Origin of the sequence: Constrictibacter sp. MBR-5, from assembly GCF_040549485.1 — a bacterium.
Lineage (GTDB): Bacteria > Pseudomonadota > Alphaproteobacteria > JAJUGE01 > JAJUGE01 > Constrictibacter.
Genome location: NZ_JBEPTK010000005.1, coordinates 136,672 through 154,150 on the forward strand (window position 1 = coordinate 136,672; position 17,479 = coordinate 154,150).

Annotated in this window: 19 protein-coding genes; 14 read left to right on the top strand and 5 right to left on the bottom strand. The window is 68.9% G+C overall.

From position 1 onward, the window contains the following. The first annotated feature begins 112 nt into the window (after window positions 1–112). The 10 genes from glyA (at window position 113) to ABIE65_RS12930 (ending at window position 8,630) form a co-directional block, all read left to right on the top strand. Window positions 113–1,420 (top strand): serine hydroxymethyltransferase, encoded by a 1,308-nt coding sequence (gene glyA / locus ABIE65_RS12885; RefSeq protein ID WP_354078151.1) that lies wholly within the window; start codon window positions 113–115, stop codon window positions 1,418–1,420. A gap of 29 nt (window positions 1,421–1,449) precedes the next feature. Continuing rightward, entirely contained in the window at window positions 1,450–1,908 is a 459-nt protein-coding gene (gene nrdR, locus ABIE65_RS12890) for a transcriptional regulator NrdR (protein WP_354078152.1), read from the top strand. Window positions 1,909–1,927: 19 nt separating this feature from the next. Further along, window positions 1,928–3,025, top strand: coding sequence for a bifunctional diaminohydroxyphosphoribosylaminopyrimidine deaminase/5-amino-6-(5-phosphoribosylamino)uracil reductase RibD (gene ribD / locus ABIE65_RS12895; protein ID WP_354078154.1), 1,098 nt, complete (start codon window positions 1,928–1,930; stop codon window positions 3,023–3,025). 9 nt (window positions 3,026–3,034) lie between these two features. Then, window positions 3,035–3,640, top strand: a complete 606-nt coding sequence (locus ABIE65_RS12900) for a riboflavin synthase (protein ID WP_354078155.1) — start codon at window positions 3,035–3,037, stop codon at window positions 3,638–3,640. A gap of 77 nt (window positions 3,641–3,717) precedes the next feature. Continuing rightward, window positions 3,718–4,794, top strand: coding sequence for a 3,4-dihydroxy-2-butanone-4-phosphate synthase (gene ribB, locus ABIE65_RS12905; protein ID WP_354078465.1), 1,077 nt, complete (start codon window positions 3,718–3,720; stop codon window positions 4,792–4,794). 80 nt (window positions 4,795–4,874) lie between these two features. Further along, window positions 4,875–5,339, top strand: a complete 465-nt coding sequence (gene ribH, locus ABIE65_RS12910) for a 6,7-dimethyl-8-ribityllumazine synthase (protein WP_354078156.1) — start codon at window positions 4,875–4,877, stop codon at window positions 5,337–5,339. Beyond that, window positions 5,339–5,860 (top strand): transcription antitermination factor NusB, encoded by a 522-nt coding sequence (gene nusB / locus ABIE65_RS12915; protein ID WP_354078157.1) that lies wholly within the window; start codon window positions 5,339–5,341, stop codon window positions 5,858–5,860. Before ribH ends, nusB begins: the two co-directional genes overlap by 1 nt. Continuing rightward, complete coding sequence (gene thiL, locus ABIE65_RS12920) at window positions 5,844–6,845, top strand: thiamine-phosphate kinase (protein ID WP_354078158.1); 1,002 nt, start codon at window positions 5,844–5,846, stop codon at window positions 6,843–6,845. Before nusB ends, thiL begins: the two co-directional genes overlap by 17 nt. A gap of 44 nt (window positions 6,846–6,889) precedes the next feature. Beyond that, window positions 6,890–7,351, top strand: a complete 462-nt coding sequence (locus tag ABIE65_RS12925; protein WP_354078159.1) for a hypothetical protein — start codon at window positions 6,890–6,892, stop codon at window positions 7,349–7,351. Between the two features lie 88 nt (window positions 7,352–7,439). Continuing rightward, window positions 7,440–8,630 (top strand): MFS transporter, encoded by a 1,191-nt coding sequence (locus tag ABIE65_RS12930; protein WP_354078160.1) that lies wholly within the window; start codon window positions 7,440–7,442, stop codon window positions 8,628–8,630. A 28-nt stretch (window positions 8,631–8,658) separates the two neighbouring features. Here the strand turns inward: ABIE65_RS12930 and ABIE65_RS12935 are convergent, their stop codons facing one another. Together ABIE65_RS12935 and ABIE65_RS12940 are read right to left on the bottom strand one after the other, a co-directional pair. Next, a complete protein-coding gene (locus tag ABIE65_RS12935; protein ID WP_354078161.1) occupies window positions 8,659–8,826 on the bottom strand; it encodes a hypothetical protein in 168 nt (55 codons plus the stop codon). A 420-nt stretch (window positions 8,827–9,246) separates the two neighbouring features. Beyond that, window positions 9,247–9,783 (bottom strand): chalcone isomerase family protein, encoded by a 537-nt coding sequence (locus ABIE65_RS12940; RefSeq protein WP_354078162.1) that lies wholly within the window; start codon window positions 9,781–9,783, stop codon window positions 9,247–9,249. A 346-nt stretch (window positions 9,784–10,129) separates the two neighbouring features. On the opposite strand from ABIE65_RS12940, the gene ABIE65_RS12945 reads away from it, so the two are divergent. The 3 genes from ABIE65_RS12945 (at window position 10,130) to ABIE65_RS12955 (ending at window position 11,749) form a co-directional block, all read left to right on the top strand. Further along, window positions 10,130–10,576, top strand: a complete 447-nt coding sequence (locus ABIE65_RS12945) for a hypothetical protein (protein WP_354078163.1) — start codon at window positions 10,130–10,132, stop codon at window positions 10,574–10,576. A 92-nt stretch (window positions 10,577–10,668) separates the two neighbouring features. Further along, on the top strand, window positions 10,669–11,166 hold the full coding sequence (locus ABIE65_RS12950; RefSeq protein WP_354078164.1) for a hypothetical protein: 498 nt from the start codon (window positions 10,669–10,671) through the stop codon (window positions 11,164–11,166). Window positions 11,167–11,302: 136 nt separating this feature from the next. Continuing rightward, window positions 11,303–11,749 (top strand): hypothetical protein, encoded by a 447-nt coding sequence (locus ABIE65_RS12955; RefSeq protein WP_354078166.1) that lies wholly within the window; start codon window positions 11,303–11,305, stop codon window positions 11,747–11,749. Window positions 11,750–11,756: 7 nt separating this feature from the next. Here the strand turns inward: ABIE65_RS12955 and ABIE65_RS12960 are convergent, their stop codons facing one another. Beyond that, complete coding sequence (locus ABIE65_RS12960; protein WP_354078167.1) at window positions 11,757–14,765, bottom strand: phosphoenolpyruvate carboxylase; 3,009 nt, start codon at window positions 14,763–14,765, stop codon at window positions 11,757–11,759. A 236-nt stretch (window positions 14,766–15,001) separates the two neighbouring features. On the opposite strand from ABIE65_RS12960, the gene ABIE65_RS12965 reads away from it, so the two are divergent. After that, window positions 15,002–15,598, top strand: coding sequence for a hypothetical protein (locus tag ABIE65_RS12965; RefSeq protein ID WP_354078169.1), 597 nt, complete (start codon window positions 15,002–15,004; stop codon window positions 15,596–15,598). A gap of 89 nt (window positions 15,599–15,687) precedes the next feature. On the opposite strand, the gene flgH is transcribed toward ABIE65_RS12965, so the two are convergent. Together flgH and flgA are read right to left on the bottom strand one after the other, a co-directional pair. Next, on the bottom strand, window positions 15,688–16,461 hold the full coding sequence (gene flgH, locus ABIE65_RS12970) for a flagellar basal body L-ring protein FlgH (RefSeq protein ID WP_354078171.1): 774 nt from the start codon (window positions 16,459–16,461) through the stop codon (window positions 15,688–15,690). Beyond that, window positions 16,458–17,468 carry a flagellar basal body P-ring formation chaperone FlgA gene (gene flgA, locus ABIE65_RS12975; RefSeq protein WP_354078172.1) on the bottom strand — a complete coding sequence of 337 codons (1,011 nt, stop codon included), beginning with the start codon at window positions 17,466–17,468 and terminating at the stop codon, window positions 16,458–16,460. Before flgA ends, flgH begins: the two co-directional genes overlap by 4 nt. Window positions 17,469–17,479 lie beyond the last annotated feature (11 nt).

A 17,479-nucleotide genomic window follows, 5' to 3' on the forward strand; every position in this document is an offset into this window, starting at 1 on the left:
CATTGGTGCCCGACTGGCACCCGACGACGAGACTTGGTAGGGTGTGCCGACGCTGGGCGGGCAGTTCCGTCCGGCGCCACTTCCGTTTGCCGACGCAGGAGCTCTTCTCCCCATGTCGCTCGCCAGCAAGGCCGCCCCGCAGCAGCGGAACGGTTTCTTCGACGACCGCCTCTCCGACAGCGACCCCGAGCTGTTCGGCTCCGTCCGCGACGAACTCCGTCGCCAGCAGGAGCAGATCGAGCTGATCGCCTCCGAGAACATCGTGTCTCGCGCGGTGCTGGACGCCCAGGGATCGGTCCTGACGAACAAATACGCCGAGGGCTATCCGGGACGGCGCTACTACGGCGGCTGCGAGTTCGTCGACGTCGCGGAGCGTCTCGCCATCGAGCGGGCGCGCCAGCTCTTCGGCTGCGCCTTCGCCAACGTGCAGCCCCATTCGGGCGCGCAGGCGAACCAGGGCGTGATGCTCGCGCTCGTGCAGCCCGGCGACACCATCCTGGGCATGTCGCTCGCCGCCGGCGGCCACCTCACGCACGGCGCGGCCCCGAACCTCTCGGGCAAGTGGTTCAAGCCGGTCCAGTACGGCGTGCGCCGCCAGGACGGGCTGATCGACTACGAGGAGGTCGAGCGCCTCGCCCGCGAGAACAAGCCGAAGCTCATCATCGCCGGTGGTTCCGCCTATCCGCGCATCATCGACTTCGCCCGTTTCCGCGCGATCGCGGACGAGGTCGGCGCCTTCTTCATGGTGGACATGGCGCACTTCGCCGGCCTCGTCGCCGCAGGCGTCTACCCTAGCCCGCTGCCGCACGCGCATGTGGTGACGACGACGACGCACAAGACGCTGCGCGGGCCGCGCGGCGGCATGATCCTCTCCAACGACGAGGAGATCGGCAAGAAGATCAACTCGGCGATGTTCCCGGGCCTGCAGGGCGGCCCGCTGATGCACGTCATCGCCGCGAAGGCGGTCGCCTTCGGCGAGGCGCTGCGCCCGGAGTTCGTCGACTATGCCAAGCAGGTGGTGGCGAACGCCAACGCGCTCGCCGAGACGCTGATGGGGCGCGGGCTCGACATCGTGTCCGGTGGCACCGATTCGCACCTGATGCTCGTCGACCTGCGGCCGATGAAGCTGACCGGCAAGGTGGCCGAGGCGGCGCTGGAGCGGGCGCGCATCACCTGCAACAAGAATGCGATCCCCTTCGACCCCGAGAAGCCGGCGATCACCTCCGGGCTCCGCCTCGGCACGCCGGCGGCGACGACGCGCGGCTTCGGCACCGCCGAGTTTCGCGAGGTCGGCGAACTGATCGCCGACGTCTTCGACGGCGTCCGGGCCAATCCCGACGACAACAGTGCGGTCGAGCGCGAGGTCGGGGACAAGGTTCTGGCGCTCTGCGGGCGCTTCCCGATCTACGCCGGATTGTGAGCGCGGCCGGCCGCAGGGGAGGCTGAAGGATGCGCTGTCCGTTCTGCCAGCACGACGACACCCAGGTGAAGGACTCGCGTCCGACCGAGGACAACACGGCCATCAGACGCCGTCGCTTCTGTCCGGGTTGCGGCGCGCGCTTCACCACCTTCGAGCGCGTCTATCTGCGCGAGTTGATGGTCGTGAAGTCGAACGGCCAGCGCGAACCCTTCAACCGCGACAAGCTGGAGCGGTCGATGCGGGTGGCGTTGCGCAAGCGGCCGGTCGAGGACGAACGCGTCGAACGGGTCATCAGCAGCCTCGTCCGCCAACTCGAGACGTCGGGCGAGACGGAGATACCGGCGAAGAAGATCGGCGAGGGGGTGATGGCGGCGCTGTCCACTCTCGATCCGGTAGCCTATGTGCGGTTCGCGTCGGTCTACCGGAATTTCCGCGAAGCGAAGGATTTCGAGGATTTCGTCGGCACGATCGGTGCCCCGGGCGACTGACCGGGCCGGCGCAGCGGACATGGACGCCCGTTTCATGGACGCGGCGCTGGGGCTGGCCCAGCGCGGGCTCGGCAGGGTCTGGCCCAATCCGTCCGTCGGCTGCGTGCTGGTGGCCGGCGGCCGGGTCGTCGGGCGCGGCTGGACGCAGCCGGGCGGGCGACCGCACGGCGAGACCGAGGCCCTCCGCCGTGCGGGCGAGGCGGCGCGCGGCGCCACCGCCTATGTCTCGCTCGAGCCATGCAATCACTGGGGCAAGACGCCGCCCTGTACCGAGGCGCTGATCGGCGCCGGCGTGTCCCGCGCCGTCGTCGCCCTGGAGGATCCCGATCCCCGCGTCAGCGGCGGGGGACTCGCGCGCCTGCGTGCGGCCGGCATCGACGTGGTGACCGGGGTCGGCGCTTCGGTGGCTGCCGAGACCAACGCGGGTTTCTTCCTGCGCATCCGGGAGGGCCGGCCACTGGTCGCGCTGAAGACGGCCACGACCCTCGACGGCCGCATCGCCACCGCTTCGGGCGAAAGCCGCTGGATCACCGGCGAGGCGGCGCGTGCCCGCGCGCATGCGCTGCGCGCCACCTATGACGCCGTCCTGGTCGGCAGCGAGACCGCGGTCGTCGACGATCCCGACCTGACATGCCGCCTTCCGGGGCTCGAGGACCGGTCGCCCGTGCGGGTGGTCCTCGACAGCGGGCTCCGCATTCCGCTCACGGCCAGGGTCGTGCGGACCGCGACGGACGTGCCGACCTGGATCGTCTGCCGCGCAGATGCGGATCCGGCGCGCGCCGCTGCACTGGAATCCGCCGGTGTGCGGCTCGTGCGGGTCGCCGAAGTCGGTGCGGGCGGACGGCCCGATCTCGCCGCCGCACTCGGCGCACTCGGTGCGCTCGGTCTGACCCGCGTCCTCGTCGAGGGAGGCGGCATCATCGGTGCCGCCCTTCTTTCCGCAGGACTCGTCGACCGGCTATACTGGTTTCGCGCAGCCATGGTGATCGGTGGCGACGGTCGCCCCGTATCGGGACCATTGGGTTTGGGATCGCTCGCCGCGGCGCCGCGGTTCCGGCGCCTCGCCGTCGAGACCGTCGGCGATGACGCCCTGGAAACCTTCGCGCGGCAAGGCTAGGTTTGCGACATGTTCACGGGGATCATTACCGATGTCGGGCACGTGCGGACCGTGGTTGCCGGAGGCGATACGCGGTTCGAAATCGCCACCGCCTACGACACCGCGGGCATCGCGATCGGCGCGTCGATCGCATGTTCCGGCCCCTGCCTGACGGTCGTCGAAAAGGGGCCGGGCTGGTTTGCCGTCGAGGCGTCGGCCGAGACCTTGAGCCGTACGACCCTGGGCGGATGGCACGAGGGGACACGGATCAACCTGGAACGCGCGCTGAAACTGGGCGACGAACTGGGCGGACACCTCGTGTCGGGGCACGTCGACGGCGTGGCCGAGGTCGTGGCGCGGCGTCCCGAGGGGGACAGCCTGCGGCTTTCGTTCCGGCCGCCGGCGGAGCTGTTCGCCTTCATCGCGGAAAAGGGGTCGGCGACCATCGAGGGGGTCTCGCTGACGGTAAACGAAGTCGAGGACGGCTGCTTCGGGGTGAACCTCATCCCGCATACGCAGACCGAAACGACCCTCGGGGAGCTGGCGCCGGGCGATCGGGTCAACATGGAAATCGACATGCTGGCGCGGTACGTCGCCCGGCTGATGGAGAACGGACCGACGTGGCGAAAGAACTAGACAATCTCGCGCGCTTCGACCCGGCTGCTTCCGAGCGCCGGCCCGAAGACCTCGAAGCCCTCTGCCCCAGCGAGGACATCATCGAGGAGGCGCGCAACGGCCGGATGTTCATCCTGGTCGACGACGAGGACCGCGAGAACGAAGGCGATCTCTGCATCCCGGCGCAGATGGCGACCCCCGAGGCGATCAACTTCATGGCCCGTTTCGGCCGCGGCCTGATCTGCCTCGCACTTACGGGCGAGCGCATCAAGCAGCTCGGCATCCCGATGATGCCGCGCGCGTCGCGCAGCCGGCAGACGACGGCGTTCACCGTGTCGATCGAGGCGCGGGAAGGGATCACCACGGGCATCTCGGCACCCGACCGCGCCCGCACCATCGCGGTGGCGATCGACACGTCCAAGGGGCCCGAGGACATCGTCACGCCCGGCCACATCTTCCCGCTGGAGGCCCGGGACGGCGGCGTGCTGGTCCGCACCGGCCACACCGAGGCGTCGGTCGACATCGCCCGGCTCGCCGGCCTTAACGCGTCCGCCGTGATCTGCGAGATCATGAACGACGACGGCACCATGGCGCGGCTGCCGGACCTGGTGAAGTTCGCGCGCCATCACGGGCTCAAGATCGGTTCGATCGCCGACCTCATCGCCTATCGCCGCCGCTACGACCGGCTGGTCGAGAAGATGGTCGAATCGCACCTGGACAGCCAGTATGGCGGCGATTTCCGGCTGATCGTCTACCGCAGCAAGGTCAACCAGGCTGAACACATCGCACTGGTGAAGGGCAATCTCGACGGGCCGGAGCCTGTGCTGGTGCGCATGCACGCGGTCAACATCATCGAGGACGTGCTGGGTGACCGCGCGCACGATCGCGGCGGCGAACTGCACCGTGCCATGCGCGCGATCGGCGCCGCCGGGCGGGGCGTCATCGTCATCATCCGCGAATCGCGTCTCAGTTCGGTCTCCGACCGGATCAAGAAGGATCAGAAGGACGGTTTCCAGCCCGACAGCCGCGAGCTGCGCGACTACGGCATGGGGGCCCAGATCCTCCTCGATCTCGGCGTCCGGGACATGGTGCTGCTGTCGAACACGCCGCGGACGATCGTGGGACTGGACGGCTACGGACTGCGCGTGATCGAGCAGCGACCGATCCCGCACTAGGTCCGGCGGAGATATTCCGGCCCGGCGACGGTATCCACGGGATGTCGTCGCGCGAAATCGTCTGATCGAGGATACCGACCATGTCCGAAGGAGCCGCGCCGCACGTCCTGCTCGTGGTGGCGCCGTACTATACCGAGATCGTCGAGGATCTCTGCCGGGGAGCCGTCGCCGCTCTCGAGGAACAGGGCGCGACGTGGGAGCGGATCGACGTGGCCGGTGCGTTCGAGATCCCGGGCGCGATCGCGCTCGCGCTGGACGCCGGGACGCGCGGCGGGCGGCGGTTCGACGGCTATCTCGGCCTCGGCTGCGTCATCCGTGGCGAGACGAGCCATTATGACCTCATCTGCAACGAGGTCGCCCGCGCGCTGCAGACCATGGCGGTGGAGCGCCTCGTTCCCGTCGGATTCGGCCTGCTGACGACCGAGAACGGCGCGCAGGCGCGGGTGCGGGCGTCGCCGGAAGGCAAGGACAAGGGACGCGAGGCCGTACGCGCATGTCTCGGCATGATCGCCTTGAAACGCCGCTTCGCCGCCGGGGCATCTTGATGACGCAGACGACGGGTAGCAGGCGGGGCGAGGGCGGGACGAAGCCGTCGCGGCGGCGCATGGCACGGCTGGCCGTGGTCCAGGCGCTCTACCAGATCGACCTGAACGGCGAGAAGCCCGAGGCCGTGCTGCGCCAGTTCGAGCAGCACCGCCTCGGTCAGACCGACGAGGGCATGCACCTCAACGCCGACCCGAAGTTCTTCACTGTGCTGCTGCGCGGGGTCGTCGAGCGCCAGACGGAGATCGACGCCCTGCTGACCGAGGCCATGGCCCCCGGTCATCAGGTGCCGCGGATCGAGGTCGTGCTGCGGGCCATCCTGCGTGCCGCGGCCTACGAACTGATCGCCATGCCCGACGTGCCGCCGCGGGTCGTGCTGGCGGAATATGTCGATATCACCGGCGACTTCTTCTCCGAGCGCGAGGCGTCGCTGGCGAACGGCATCCTGGACAGGGTCGCGCGCGGGGCGCGCACCGCCGAGTATGGGGGCGGCGACCGTGGACCGAGTGCGCCGGAGCAGTGAGTTCGAGCTGATCCGGCGCTATTTCGCGCCGCTCGCCGCGTCGAGCCCGGCCGCCCTCGGTCTCGTGGACGATGCCGCGAGGATCGTGCCGGAAGCGGGACGCGACCTCATCGTGACGACCGACACGATCGTCGAAGGCATCCATTTTCCCGAGGGCGAGGCCCCCGACCACGTCGCGCGGCGGCTGATGCGGGTGAACCTTTCGGATCTCGCGGCCAAGGGGGCACGGCCCGAAGGCTACCTGCTGAACACCGCCTGGACCGCAGCCATCGACGACGGCTGGATCGAGACGTTCGCCGACGCACTGGCCGGAGAGCAGGCCCGCTACGGCATCGCCCTCGCCGGCGGCGACACCGTGTCGACGCCCGGGCCGCTGACCCTGACGCTGACCGCGTTCGGCTCGGTCCCGCACGGCCGCGCCCTGCTGCGCAGCGACGCGGCGGCAGGCGACACGGTCTTCGTGTCCGGGCCCATCGGCGATGGCCTCTTCGGTCTCTGGGCGGTGCAGGACCGCGATCTTCCGGGTGCCGGGCCGGGCGACCGCGCGTTCCTGGCCGAAGCCTTCCGGTTTCCCGAGCCGCGTCTGGCGCTGGGCATGGCGCTGGCGGGCGAGGGCGGTGGACCTCGTCTGGCGCACGGCTGCGCGGACGTCTCCGACGGGCTGCTGGCGGACCTCGGGCACGTGTGCGAGGCGTCGGCCGTCGGGGCGGTCGTCGACATGGCGGCGGTGCCGCTATCCGATGCCGCCCGGCGGATCGTGGCCGCACGGCCCGACCTTCTGCTGGAGGCGCTGGCCGGCGGCGACGACTACGAACTCGTCTTCACGGCGCCGGCCGCCCACGCCGCCGCGATCGCCGCCGCGGGACGCGCCTGCGGCGCCGGGGTTGCGGCAATCGGACGCATCGTGGCGGGCAGGGGGGTCGACCTCCGCGATTCCGCCGGCCGGCCGGTCACTTTGACCCGCCGCGGCTTCTCGCACGTGTGAGCCATTAAGGCCGCTTTCACCGGCCCCGGGTCCTTCTGCCCGTCATGCAAAGCATCCGTTTCATCCTCTCCGTCCTCCTGCTGCTGGCCTTCGGCGGCGTCTCCTTCTGCCTGGACAGCGGCACCGCGCATGCGCGTGCGTCACAGGGCGGAGGCGGCGAGCCGGCACAGCCACCCCAGGAAGGCGCTCCCGGCGTATTCGTGCCGATGCGCACGATGACCGTCCCGGTCATCCGGGACGGCCGGATCAAGGGGCGGCTGTCGCTGAACATCGTGATCGAGGTGACGCCGGGCGAGGATCACAGCCCCGTCATGGTGTCGATGCGGCGGATCGAGGACGCGTTCAACGTCGAACTGCACGGCCTCCTCGCGCAGAAGTGGCCGAACGATGCAACGGTCGATCTCGAAGTGGCGCGCGGGCGGCTTCTCGAACGTGCGAGGCGCATCGCCGGACGGGAGGTCGTGGCCGGCCTGTTCTTCCAGTGGGTCCAGGACCGGCGTTCCTGACATCTCAGTCATGCCGGCATGACATTGCACGCGGTCAGGGCGGGGGCGTAAGGTCCGGCTTCCTCTGGCGCCGACTGGATATCCCGCAGTGCTCTTCGCCGATCCCGCCAAGCGCAATGCGCTTCTGCTTGCGATGTGCCAGGCGCTCTATATGAGCGGCACATCGCTGATGATCTCGACCTCGCCGCTCGTGGGGCATCTGCTCGCGTCCGACAAGACGTTGGCGACGCTGCCCATCGCGTTCCACCATGTCGGGATCATGTGCGCGACGCTGCCGGCGTCGTTCATCATGCAGCGCCTGGGGCGGCGGAACGGGTTTCTCATCGGTGCGACGATCGGCTTTCTCGGCGCCCTGACGGCGATATATGCGGTATTCGCGGCCGACTTCGTGCTCTTCACCTTCGCCATCCTGATGGCCGGGTTCGCCAACGGATTTGCCGTCTTCTATCGGTTCGCGGCGGCCGACACGGCCGGCGAGGCCTTCCGCGCCAAGGCCATCTCCTGGGTCATGGCGGGTGGACTGTTCGCCGCCTTCATCGGGCCCGAGGTGGCGAAGGCGACCGTCGGCCTGTTTTCGCCCGTGCTCTATGCCGGTGCCTACGCCGGTCTCGCCTGCTTCTACGCCGTGACGGCGGTCGTCGTGTCGCAGGTGCGGATACCGCGACCCGTCGTCGACAGAGCCGCGCCGGCGGGCCGGTCGTTGGGTGAGATCCTCCGCCAGCCGGCATGCGTCGTCGCCTTGCTCTCCGGCATCTTCGGCTATGCAACGATGTCGCTGGTGATGACGTCGACGCCGCTCGCGATGTACGGCTGCGGTTTCGGATTCACCGATTCGGCGACGGTGATCCAGCTGCACATCTTCGCGATGTTCGCGCCGTCCTTTTTCACGGGCAGCCTCATCCGCCGATACGGCGCGACCAATATCATCGCCGTCGGCGTCCTGGTGAATCTCGCCTGCGTGGCGCTCAACCTGGCCGGGGTCGCATTCTTCAACTTCGCCATAGCGCTCGCCCTGCTGGGCGTCGGCTGGAACTTCATGTTCATCGGCGCCACGACGCTGCTCACCACGGTCCACAGCCCGGCCGAACGCGCGAAGGTGCAGGGACTGAACGATTTCGCGATGTTCGCCACCACTGCGACCGCGGCCTTCTCCTCGGGCGGCCTGCTCAACCTGCTCGGCTGGGAGACGGTCAACCTCGCCGTGGTGCCGTTGCTGGCGATCGTCGCGGTCGCCCTGATCTGGCTCCATCTGCAGCGCCGGATCGCGGCTCCGGCGTAGCCCGCGGGCGAGCGGCGCCGGCGCCGGATCAGGCGGCGGCGCTGATTGCCATCGCGTCGTCGATAGCGCGGGCAAACTCCATATCCGTGAAGGGCTTCTGCACGAACACGGCGTCCGGCCCCAGCCTGCCGGCCCGACGCTCCGAGCCGCTCATGTGGACGCAGTGGAGGAAGCCTCTCGACAGGATCGTCGCCACCGCGCCGGCACCGGTTCCGGATCGCAGGACGTCTAGGCCGATCCGCCGTTCTCCCGGCTCGATCTGAAGTCGTCCCGGAACCTCCTCATCTACCTCCGGCCCAAACCCCCGGCCCGGGTCATATCGCTGTTCCATTTCGCGCTGCGATCATGCTGACCGGCGATATGTCCACTGCGACGCTGCGCGATATCGCGCTCGAGAACTGCGCGAGGCTGAACAAGCCGGTGAAGCTGGAGGAGCTGATGCAGGCCATTCAGACACTCCTGCCCAGGCGGGCCGTGCGAAGCCCGCGAACCCGGCGCGATCGTCGTCGCCTTGTCTTTCCCGGCGCGCCGATCCGCTGGGAGATCGCGTCGCAGGCGCCCGTCAAGCGCCGCCGCGCCGTGAACCGCGCCTGCGTCTCACCGAAAGGGACGGCGATCAGCAGGAGCCTCGCGCGAGCAGCAGGCGCTTCATGTTGTTCGAGGTCGGATCGTCCCCGATCAGTGCGCCGAGGAGGTCGGCTACCAGGCGGCCGCTCTGGTCCGCCTTCGCCACGCTGCCGTTGACCATCACCGTCGTTCCGTCGCCCGGCCGGTGGGCCAGGAGGACGACGTCGCCGGTACTCAACCCGCTGTAAATGTTCTGGAGTTCGCGCTCAGTCTCTGCCCGGACTCGTTGTTGCCATGCCTCGGGAATGTCCTCGGGCACCTCGCCGTCATATGTCACGTGCAGTCTGACGATCTTCGGCGTCTCCGGCCGGAGAATAGCGGACGGGTCGAGAGGCGTTCCGTCGGGCAGGTACAAGGCCACCTGGTAGAGGTCGAGCCAAAGCGTCTCGCGCGTTGCACAACTGGCGAGGGGCAGGGTGACCTCTTCGACCGTCATCGAGCGTGGCTGTGCCTGAAGATGGCCCGCCGGAGCTATTGCAGAGACCGCGAGCGCCGCTGCTGCGACCGCGCATTCGAGCTTCTTCATCGTCGTGCCCCGCTGGTTTCGGTTGCCGGTACCTGACGCCGTGGCTGCTCAGCAGACGGCCACGTGGCGCCGGTGGCGCCACTGCGGCCGGCGACGGGCCCCTGATTGCGCAACGCCGGCGGTGCCGTCCTGTTCCGAGGGCGCACAACCAATGTGATCAGCGGGTTTCCGCAGCGACCGATGGAACCCGCTCGGCTTCGCCTTGTTGGCCGAGTCGATCGTGACGCCCGACGGGTGCAGCGCACCGCGCGTCACGACGGTCGCCGCCCCAGGATCTCGTCGGACCGACAGATACGGTGCAGGGGTGGCATCGAAGCCATACAAGTCTGGCAACAAGGAGGCTGACATGAATGCAGCAACCCCGACGATGCTGAGCATTGTCCCGAAGACCATCCGTGCGGCGGCGCTGGCGGCCGGCACCGGGCTGGCGGTCGCGGCTGCGGCGGCACCGGCGGTGCAGGCGCGGGACGCGGCGGCGACCGCTGGCGAGACCCTTACCGGTCGCTCTGTGATGATGAACGGCGACCGGATTGGTGAGGTCGTCGACACGGTGAAGCGCGACAACACCAAGAACGACGTGCTGATCGAGCTGGACGAGCAGCACTACCAGATGGGAGTCGTGCTCGGCTCCCGTGGCGCCGGCAAGATGACCGGCAACGAGTCCCCGGTGATCGTTGGCGGTACCGTCATCGCCGTCCCGATGGAGGCGTTCAGCCAGGGCCTGGAAGGCGGCAACCTGCGTCTTTCAGATAGCGCCGTCACGACCCTCAACGAGTTTGCGCCGCGGCAGTGATCGCCGGGCGGCGCCCCGTGTGCGGCCGGCTCGGCCGCATGCGGGCTGGGGCTCCCGCGCCACAAACGGAGATCGCACAGACGGAGACCATCATGAACAAGATTCTCGCAAAGCCATTGCACTTGAAGTCATCGGAATCGGTGTATGGCGGGCTATGCCTGCCGGCCGTGGCGGTCGCGGCGGTCGTGGTCGCAGCCGCACCCTGGAGCGGGGCCGAGGCGAGCGCGCGCCTAGCTGCAGCCGCCGATACCGCGAAGCGCCCCGCCCAGCAGGCAGCGGCAGATCCCGCGGCGCTGGTCGGACGATCGGTGACGATGCACGGTAAGCGAATCGGCGAGATCGTCGATACGATCACCGACGCTGGAACGCCGAACGACGTGCTCGTCAGGCTCGATCGGCAGCACCGTCAGATGGGCTTGGTCCTGGGGCCGTTCGTCGACCGGCGTGTCCCCGGCAACGAAGCTCCCGTCATCATCGGCGGATCCGTGATCGCGCTTCCGATGGAAGCCCTGGTCGCGGACCCCGGCAGCGGTTCGGTTCGCCTTTCGGAGCGAGCCGTCACGACTCTCGGGGAACTCTCGGCCCGTTGATGCGGCAGCCCGGGCTGCTCCCGGCGACGCGCGCCGCTCCCGTGGCGGCGCGGGTCGCCGGAACCGGCCGGTGCACGCTTGGGTTCTTCCAATGTCGCTACCGGCCGAACCTCTCAATGCCAGGAAGGGTCATGTCGTGTTCAAGCCGTCCGTGATCGCACTCGCAGTCGCAGTCTGTTCCGCGGCTGCGGTCGCCCAGCAGGTGCCTCAGACCGCTCCCGGGTACGACCCCGAGGCGGCGACGATGCAGCCGGGCAATCCCGGCAACACGCGTCCGCTCGCCGCGACGCCCGATCAGCGCGAGGCGACCCTGCCGCGCGAAAGGTTCAACCAGCAATCGGAGCAGCGGCTCCGGGCATGGGAAAGTCGCATCGCGGAATATCGGCAGACGGCCAATCTTCGCGGCGACAACGACGCGATGGAGCAGGGTGCCGCGCTGAACGAGAAGTGGATCGTCGCCAAGGAGAGCTGGCAGCGGATGAACCAGACGGCAGGTGGCGACTGGGAGACTTCGAAGACCCATTTCGACTACGCCATGGAGGACCTGCGAGAGGCGTGGAGCCGGGCGCCGGGGACGAACTGACGGGGAGTTATCCCAGAGCGCCGATGCGGTGGGTGATGGCACCGCTGACTCGCCGGATCAGTTCGAGATGTGCGGCGATCGGCTCGAACACCGTCAGGTGCTCCTGCTCGTAGGTCTGGCCGGCGTCTGCGACGTAGTTCGCGGGCTCTGCGAAATCGATGTCCCTCACGGCCGCCGCGTCCCGTCGCGGGAACACCTGCTTCAGCACTTCGATCGCATTGTCGACGTCGAGGTGTACGAGGAGTTGCACGATGTCCGCCCGGGTCATGTTCTCGAACGGCGAGAACTCGGGAATGTGGCTGCCGAGCAGGTAGATCCGGTGTACGAGCGCGACCCGGATCGCGTGCAGGAGGGCCAGGTCGGCGCGGGCTTCGGGGGCCAGGGCGGTGTCCGGCAGTTCGCCGTCCGCCTCGACATCCGCCATCAGGTCGCGCAGCAGGAGCTGGTCTGCCTGTAGCCTTCGAAAGATTTTCAGTAGCCGCGCCAGAACGTTACCGCGTTCCAGGTGCCCGGCGATGAAGCGCAGTTCCTCGCGGCGGGCGGGGTTGCGCGTCCGTGCCGAGCGGCTCAGCCAGACGCCGGGATCGAGGGTGTCGACATAGGCACGCAGGACGTCGAGGTCGCTCGCCGACATGCCGTAGGCGACGATCGCCATGGCGCGCCGGAAGCGTGGCGACTGGCTCAGCATCACCCGGAAACGTTCCAGGTCCTTCGAGGCGGCCCGTCCCAACCCGCTCACCGTGTTCGCGAGCAGGCCGAGTTGCTGAAGCACGGCGTTGTTCGGGATGGCGCGCATCTGCGAGGGATGCTGGAACTCCTTCGGCCCGGCCATCGTCTCGTGCTGGCGCCGCACCGGGCGCGACCCGGTGCGATCCAGCATGTTCGTGCCGAACACGCCGAGCAGCGCGGCATAGTCCGGATCGTCGACGATGTGCGCGAACTCCTGGTGCACGACGGCGAAGAACTCCGCCGCGAAGTCCGGATCCTCGTAGATCGGATCGCCGGCTTCCTCCTCGTCGGGCGTCAGCGCGAACTCGGCGATGCGGCAGAGGGTGGCGAAGGCGGTCTCGGGCGACAGGAACCAGAGGTAGCCGTCGCCGCCCTGGAAGCTCGTCTCCTCCTTCACCGCCACACCCGCGGCGCGGAAGGCGGCCCGGCTGACGGGCGGCGCCACGTAGCGCAGCCGGTCCGCCATGCTGCCCGGATGTCCGCCGCGGCCGATCGATTCGCCGTGCGTGCTGAACAGCACCACCTGGACGCCGGTCAGGCCGTGCTTCGCGAGCGCCGAGGCAATCTTCAGCCGCAGCCGCTCGATCCAGAAGGTGGCCGCCATCTGGCCGACATAGCGACCGGAATCGGAAAAGCCGAACTGCAGGCAGAGGCGTCCGGTCCGTTCGACATAGCTGCGGAAGTGCGGCGAGCGCAGCGCGTCTTCGATGATCCGGTCGCCATGCTCCATGGCCTCTTCGGTCTCGAACAGCGGCGAGATCTCGACCAGATGTTCCACGCCGAAGACGCGTGCGAAATAGAGGGCGACCAGGAGGGTGAACGCCGTTTCCGTCTCGGCGATGAGGAAGCGGACCGGCGTGGCCGAATCGATGTGCTTGGCCAGTTCGGCGATCATCATGAACATCCGCTTCGCCGAAGCGCGCTCCGCCAGCAACGAGCCGATGTTCACGCTCGCCGGCTCGGCCTTGTTCAGCAGGTCGTTGATGGCGTTGACGTAGCTGCGCCGCTGGCTCGGGTCGTCGGGCGCGCCCTCGAGGCCGATCTGCCGACGGATCGCGTTGTGCAGCTGGGTGGCGTTCAGGCGAAAATGCGTGTGCGCGACGCCCAGTCCATTCGTCGCGAGCGCGCTGCGGATCCCGCAGAGGCGTGCGGCACGATCGTCGTCCTCGGCTGCGGCGATGGCGCGGTCGAGCAGTTCCGTCAGGCGCGCACCGTCGGTCAGGGCATGCTCGCGCCCCTCGACGAGACGGCGCGCGAACGCCGCCGCATGGCGCGCCCCCTTACCCTCGTCGGAGGCGTTCTCTCCCGCGGGTATGGAAGCCTCGATCTGGTACTCGACCTGGTTCGCGGCCAGGGCGAGCAGCGATTCGATCAGCTCGATCGTCGGTGCCGTCGGCGATCCGGGCCGCTCCGAGCGCAGCGTCGCGCAGGAGTCACGCAACTGCGACAGTTGGGCATGCTTGACCTTGAGGCGCATCCCGAGCGTGTCGGTCCAACCGATGTCGGAGCGGCCGTCGTGATCGTAGCCCACCCAGGAGGCGACGGAGACGAGCCTCGGGACCAGGCTGCGCCACTGGTCGGGATAATGCGTGCGCGCCACGTCGAGCGCCACGGCATGCACGCGCGCCAGCGCCGACTGGGCATGACCGATCGCCTCCATCGCCCAGGCGAACTCGTCGTCGAGCGTGAGACGCGTCGGCGGCCGGTGATGCCGCTTGCGCGCGGCGTCGGCGACCGCCTCGCGTTCGTCGGGGGAAAGGGGGGCGCCGCCCGCATGGCCGGCCGCCAGCCGCGCGAGGGCGCGGGATAGGTCCAGCGGTAGCGCGAAGGTCGGGTGCGCGGTGAACACCACGCCGAAATGCAGGCTCTCGATCGTGTCGCGGAAGGCGGCGAAGTCGACCGGTGCCGCGTCGGCCTTCGGCTTAGCGAGCCGGTCGATGACGGTGCGCAGGCGGGCCTCGTTCTCTGTCGGATCGGTCGTGCCGAGATAGGCGGCCATCCGCGTCGCACGTCCAGAGAAAGCCGCCGCACTCATGTGCTGCACCAACCCGTCCAGGTCGCTGGCCCGAATCTCCTCGCGGTCGACCATCCGGGTCAGTTCCAGGGCCATCCGCGAGATCGGATTGCCGAACGGATCGACGTGACCGCTCTCGCGGAACTCGGCCATCATGGCGAGCAGGCGTTCATGCAGGACAGCGGGGGCGGCCGGCGCTCCGGCACGATCTGCGTCGGGCGCGGCCGGCGGCGATGCTTTCGGTCCCGGGGAGGGGGCGACGGCTCCGGCCATGGCTGCCTCTCATGTTGCGGTGCGAGGGAGGTTGCGCCGCACGTGCGAAGATCGCAAGGGGAGTTTCCTCGCCGTGTCCCATCGCCGGCACCCGGCGGTCCGCTCGCGGCCTATCGCACCGATCGGTCGGCGCGGGCGTCGTTTGGAACCATGGGCGCCGCCGAAGGTTTGGCCGGAACACAGAGATGGACCGGCCGATGTGGCAGTGGCTGAGCGACAATTCCGATACGCTCAACGTGCTGGCGAACGCCGGCATGCTGATCGTCTGGGTGACATATCTGCAGGTGTTCCTCGCGGGCTACCGGCGCGAGCGCCGAGCCAAGATCCTCGTGAACCGGGGAGGCGGGACAGACCTGCGGGCGCGCTGCCTGCTGAGCAACATGAGCGCGGAGCCCATCTACATCCAGAGCATCGTCGCGCGGCTGCAAACCGCCGATGCGTCGGCGCTCTGCCAACTGACGGACCTGGAGAATCTGGACGAGGACGCGGGACCCGGCGATCCGATGCGTACCCTGAAGCAGGGGCCTCTGGGTGCCGGATGCTTCATCGACATCGGGACCTTCGATGACGTGGTGCGCGAGACGATCGGGCGCGTCGCTTCCGATGATCCGCAGGCCTGGCGGCGCAAGTTGCAGGCTATCGAGATTACCGTGGTCGCCGTCTACGGCCCCGATGAGCTTCTGGCAGGCGCGGAGCGCCGTTTCGAGTGCCGTGCGGACGGCGAGGTCATCCAGCTCAGGCCGACATCCATCGGCACGCGCCAGATCCGCTCTCGGCGAGACCGGCGCAGCCTGGAGAACATGCTGCTGGGAGACCTGTGCCGCGTGGAGTAGCGACAGCATCGGCACATGTGCGGGCCCGCGACGGCGATCGGGCCGACCGCAGTGTTGCGGCCGGCCCGAGAACACGATGCGCTGCGCGCTCAGAAGGGGAAGACGATGTCGTAGATCTGCTGGCCGTATCGCGGCTGCTGGACGTCGGAGAGCTGGCCGCGTCCGCCGTAGGCGATGCGCGCTTCGGCGATCTTCTCATAGCTGATCGTGTTCTCCGAGGTGATGTCCTCGGGCCGGACGACGCCGGCGATCAGCAGTTCGCGGACCTCGAAGTTCACCCGGACCTCCTGGCGGCCCTGGAGCGCCATGTTGCCGTTCGGCAGGACCTGGGTGACGAGGGCCGCGACCTTCAGGTTGATCGCCTCGCCGCGGGTAACGGCGCCGCTGCCGGAGTTCGACGTGTCACTCGACATGTCGATCAGGCTGCTCGGATCGACCGCCTTCGGCAGGATCTTGCCGAGCTTCGACTCCAGGCCGAGGAAGGAGGGGATGCCGGCGGACTCGGTGTTGTTGCGGGTGCGGGTGGTCTTGTTCTGGAGCTGCGCCTTGTCGTCGATGCGGATCAGGACGGTCAGGATGTCGCCGACGCGGCCGGCGCGCTGGTCCTTCAGGAAGGCGCGCGAGCCGCTGCGCCACAGCGAGTTCGCCGAGCGTTCCATCGGCTGCGGGGCCGGCATCGGCATGACGACCGGCTGGTAGCCGGGGACCGCGGTGGGGTCGACGACCCGCGTCAGTTTCGGCTCCTGGCCGACCTCGGCGAGGCGGCGCTGCGTGTTACCGCAGGCGGCGAGCGCCAGCACGAGGCAGAAGGCGGCCCCCAGGCGGACCGGGATGCGAAGCGATAAGCGGTTGGTGGCGTTCATCGATAGCTCCCGGCCTTGAGGGCGACGTTGCTGGCTGCCTGCACCTGGGCGGCGCCGATCATTTGAAGGGACTGGATCTCGACGGTGTCCGGCGAGATTACGGTGGCCTCGACCACCCGATCGCTGCGCGGATTCAGCACCCGGATCGCAGCGCCGAGAGCGCCGTCCTCGAGCGCCTTGCCGCGGGCCGTGAGGGTGAGGGATCCGGAGCGCAGCACGATGGTCACCATGCTGTTCTTCTGGACGACGATGCGCTCCTGGAGGTCGCGCACGGCCACGGGCAGGCCCGGCGTGATCGCCCGGCGCGGCGTCATCCCGATCATCCAGCGCGCATCGGTGATCATGTCGCGCCGCAGGCGGTCGGCGCGGACCGAAGCCCAATCCAGGTCGCTCTCGCCGATCGCCTGGCCCGGCATGACCGGGCCGCGCAGAACCGGCACATCGACCACCGGGAACAGACGGGCGGTGACCGGAACGCGGTTCATGCCGCCGTCGCCGTTCGGCGCCAGCAGCGTCGCCGTCGCGCGACGGCCGCGCGCGTCGACGCGCAGGTTCTCGATCTCGATCCGCACCTCGCCGCCGACCGGCAGATGGACGATCTGCTGACGGTTCTCGACGTCGACCTCGAACTCGACACGGCCGCTTGCCGCGGCGATCGCGTCGGCCAGCTGCCGTTCGATCTCCCGGGCGTCGACGACCCGGCTTTCCCGTTCGATCGTGATTCGGTCGAAGCGGCTGCGGGGCTGCCAGGAGATGCCGTTCGCCGCGGCGATCGCCATCAGCTGCTCGGCATCGAGGATCATGCGTGCGCCCGGCGCGGGAGCGGCCGCGATGACGCGCGACGCCTGCTGATCGACGTTGGCGAAGACGTCGCCGAGATGCACGTTGCCCTCGGCGACGATCGCTTGGTCGCGCAGCAGCGGAATGGTCTCTGCTGCGGCCGGGAGCGCTGCGGTGCAGAGCATCGCGACGAGCGCGGCGCCCAGGGTGAGAGTGCGGCGGTTCATGAAATGGATCC

What these genes read in the sequence shown, in the direction of transcription:
- ABIE65_RS12950 (WP_354078164.1), top strand. Translation starts at nt 10,669, where the DNA reads ATGAACAAGATTCTCGCAAAGCCATTGCACTTGAAGTCATCGGAATCG.
- nrdR (WP_354078152.1), top strand. Translation starts at nt 1,450, where the DNA reads ATGCGCTGTCCGTTCTGCCAGCACGACGACACCCAGGTGAAGGACTCG.
- ABIE65_RS12900 (WP_354078155.1), top strand. Translation starts at nt 3,035, where the DNA reads ATGTTCACGGGGATCATTACCGATGTCGGGCACGTGCGGACCGTGGTT.
- ribH (WP_354078156.1), top strand. Translation starts at nt 4,875, where the DNA reads ATGTCCGAAGGAGCCGCGCCGCACGTCCTGCTCGTGGTGGCGCCGTAC.
- ribD (WP_354078154.1), top strand. Translation starts at nt 1,928, where the DNA reads ATGGACGCCCGTTTCATGGACGCGGCGCTGGGGCTGGCCCAGCGCGGG.
- flgH (WP_354078171.1), bottom strand. Translation starts at nt 16,461, where the DNA reads ATGAACGCCACCAACCGCTTATCGCTTCGCATCCCGGTCCGCCTGGGG.
- nusB (WP_354078157.1), top strand. Translation starts at nt 5,339, where the DNA reads ATGACGCAGACGACGGGTAGCAGGCGGGGCGAGGGCGGGACGAAGCCG.
- ABIE65_RS12940 (WP_354078162.1), bottom strand. Translation starts at nt 9,783, where the DNA reads ATGAAGAAGCTCGAATGCGCGGTCGCAGCAGCGGCGCTCGCGGTCTCT.
- ABIE65_RS12960 (WP_354078167.1), bottom strand. Translation starts at nt 14,765, where the DNA reads ATGGCCGGAGCCGTCGCCCCCTCCCCGGGACCGAAAGCATCGCCGCCG.
- ABIE65_RS12925 (WP_354078159.1), top strand. Translation starts at nt 6,890, where the DNA reads ATGCAAAGCATCCGTTTCATCCTCTCCGTCCTCCTGCTGCTGGCCTTC.
- ABIE65_RS12945 (WP_354078163.1), top strand. Translation starts at nt 10,130, where the DNA reads ATGAATGCAGCAACCCCGACGATGCTGAGCATTGTCCCGAAGACCATC.
- glyA (WP_354078151.1), top strand. Translation starts at nt 113, where the DNA reads ATGTCGCTCGCCAGCAAGGCCGCCCCGCAGCAGCGGAACGGTTTCTTC.
- flgA (WP_354078172.1), bottom strand. Translation starts at nt 17,468, where the DNA reads ATGAACCGCCGCACTCTCACCCTGGGCGCCGCGCTCGTCGCGATGCTC.